The 1,903-nt window shown below is 75.1% G+C and carries 3 protein-coding genes; 2 read left to right on the top strand and 1 reads right to left on the bottom strand.

Features of this window, described 5'->3' with window-relative positions; translation table 11 throughout:
- On the bottom strand, positions 1 to 305 hold a 305-nt coding region (locus ABD308_RS17450), incomplete at its 3' end, for a 2-thiouracil desulfurase family protein (protein WP_344335350.1).
- 250 nt (positions 306 to 555) lie between these two features.
- Here ABD308_RS17450 and ABD308_RS17445 point away from each other — a divergent pair.
- Both ABD308_RS17445 and ABD308_RS17440 read left to right on the top strand, forming a co-directional pair.
- On the top strand, positions 556 to 1,152 hold the full coding sequence (locus ABD308_RS17445; protein WP_344335347.1) for a Uma2 family endonuclease: 597 nt from the start codon (positions 556 to 558) through the stop codon (positions 1,150 to 1,152).
- Between the two features lie 34 nt (positions 1,153 to 1,186).
- The coding region (locus ABD308_RS17440) for an FAD-dependent oxidoreductase (protein WP_344335346.1) at positions 1,187 to 1,903 on the top strand (717 nt) is incomplete at its 3' end.

The raw sequence follows: 1,903 nt of genomic DNA, 5'->3' as shown, positions 1-1,903 counted from the left end.
AGCGCCGCCCGCGCCCCGGACACGAACTCCTCCGTGCGGTCCACCCCGGTCGCGTCCACCACCCGCGCCCGGCCGTCCAGCACGTCCGCCCCGTCCCCGCCCACGATCTCCGCCGCCGGCCGGGGCGTCGGCAACCCGCCCGCCCCCTCCGGGCACACCACGACCGCCCGCCCCTGCGCCACCAGCCCGTCAACCACCCGCGCCGCCTTCGCCCGCCCGTCGTACCGGCACGGCACCCCGGCCAGACACGCGCTCACCAGCACCTTCCCGTCGGCGCCCTCGAACGCCACCGTCCCGTCCACCACCGATCACTCCTGTCCGTCCGGATCCGCGAACCGCACCTCTATCACGGGCGGCCACCCGTCGTGGTCACCACCGAACCGCTTCACCCGTCAGGGCCGCCACGGAGTGATCCCCTCATCGAGACCACGTCGGGGCGGCTAGCGTACGGCTGTGTCCGAACTGGCCGACTGGATGTACCCGCCCGCCCCGCCCCCCGGCCCCGGCGTGCTGATGAACCCCGACGCCCGCTGCGGAGTCGCTACCGTGGAGCCCATGAGTGAGCTGCCGGAGTGGATGTACCCGCCCCGCATCGAGGGGTGGTTCGCCGAGGACCTCGACCGCCTGCCGCAGGCGCCGAGCCACACCGAACTGATCGACGGAGCACTCGTCTTCATGATGTCCCCGCAGCGTTCCTGGCACAGCCGAGCGGTGACCGGCCTGACCGCGGTCCTGGAGGACCTCGTGCCGGACGGCTTCCTGGCCGAGCGCGAGATGACGATCAGGCTGGACGGGCGAAACCGGCCGGAGCCCGACGTGGTCGTCGTGGGCGTCGAGTACGACCAGGACCGCACCTACTTCGACGCGAGCGATGTGACCCTCGTCGTCGAGGTCGTCTCCCCCGAGTCCGCCCACCGCGACCGCGTCGTCAAGCTGCGGAAGTACGCCGAGGCCGGCATCCCGCACTACTGGCTGATCGAGGAGGAGGACGGTCTGCCGGTGGTGCACGCGTACGAGCTCGACGCCAACGTCTCGGCCTACGCCCCGGCCGGGATCTTCCGGAAGCGGCTGGAGCGGCCGGTGCCGTTCCCGGTCGACATCGACCTGGACGCCCTCGTCCCCGCGCCCCGGGCGAAGCGTGCAGCGGATTGAGGCAAACGTGTAAGAACCTGCGAGACTGCGAGGCATGGCGCAGGCACATGTCGTGGTGATCGGCGGCGGTATCGCGGGACTGACCGCTGCCGCCGTGCTCGGTGGGGGTGCGGGGGAGCCGGCCCGGGCGCGGGTGACGCTGTTGGAGGCGTCCGAGCGGCTCGGCGGGAAGCTGTGGGGCGGCGAGGTCGGCGGGGTCCGGGTGGACCTCGGGGCCGAGTCGATGCTGGCGCGGCGGCCGGAGGCGGTCGAGCTGGCGCGGGCGGTCGGGCTCGCGGAGCGGCTGGAGCCGCCGACCACCGCCAAGGCGGCGATCTGGACGCGCGGCGCGCTGCGGCCGCTGCCCGGCGGGCAGGTCATGGGCGTGCCCGGGGACCTCGACGCGCTGGCGGACTCCGGGGTGCTGAGCCCCGCGGGGCTGGCGCGGGCCCGGCGGGAGGTGGTCGGCGGGGCGGTCGCGGACGATGTCGCGATCGGCCGCTACGTCGCCGACCGGCTCGGCCGTGAGGTGGTGGACCGGCTGGTGGAGCCGCTGCTCGGCGGCGTCTACGCCGGGCACGCCGACGAGATCTCGCTGCGCGCCGCGGTGCCCGCGCTGCTGCCGGTCGCCCGGGGCGGCGGGTCGCTGGTCGAGGGCGTGCACGAGCTCGCCACCCGGCCGCAGACCGTCGGCACCCCCGTCTTCCAGGGCCTGCGCGGCGGCCTCGGCACCCTGCCGACGGCGGTCGCCGCCGCCTGCGCCGGGGGCCGG

It is taken from the genome of Kitasatospora putterlickiae, assembly GCF_039527695.1.
Classification (GTDB): Bacteria; Actinomycetota; Actinomycetes; order Streptomycetales; family Streptomycetaceae; genus Kitasatospora; species Kitasatospora putterlickiae.
The sequence above is the reverse complement of the archived record's forward strand: the minus strand, read 5'-3'. Positions and strand labels throughout refer to the sequence as shown.

What these genes read in the sequence shown, in the direction of transcription:
- ABD308_RS17445 (WP_344335347.1), top strand. Translation starts at nt 556, where the DNA reads ATGAGTGAGCTGCCGGAGTGGATGTACCCGCCCCGCATCGAGGGGTGG.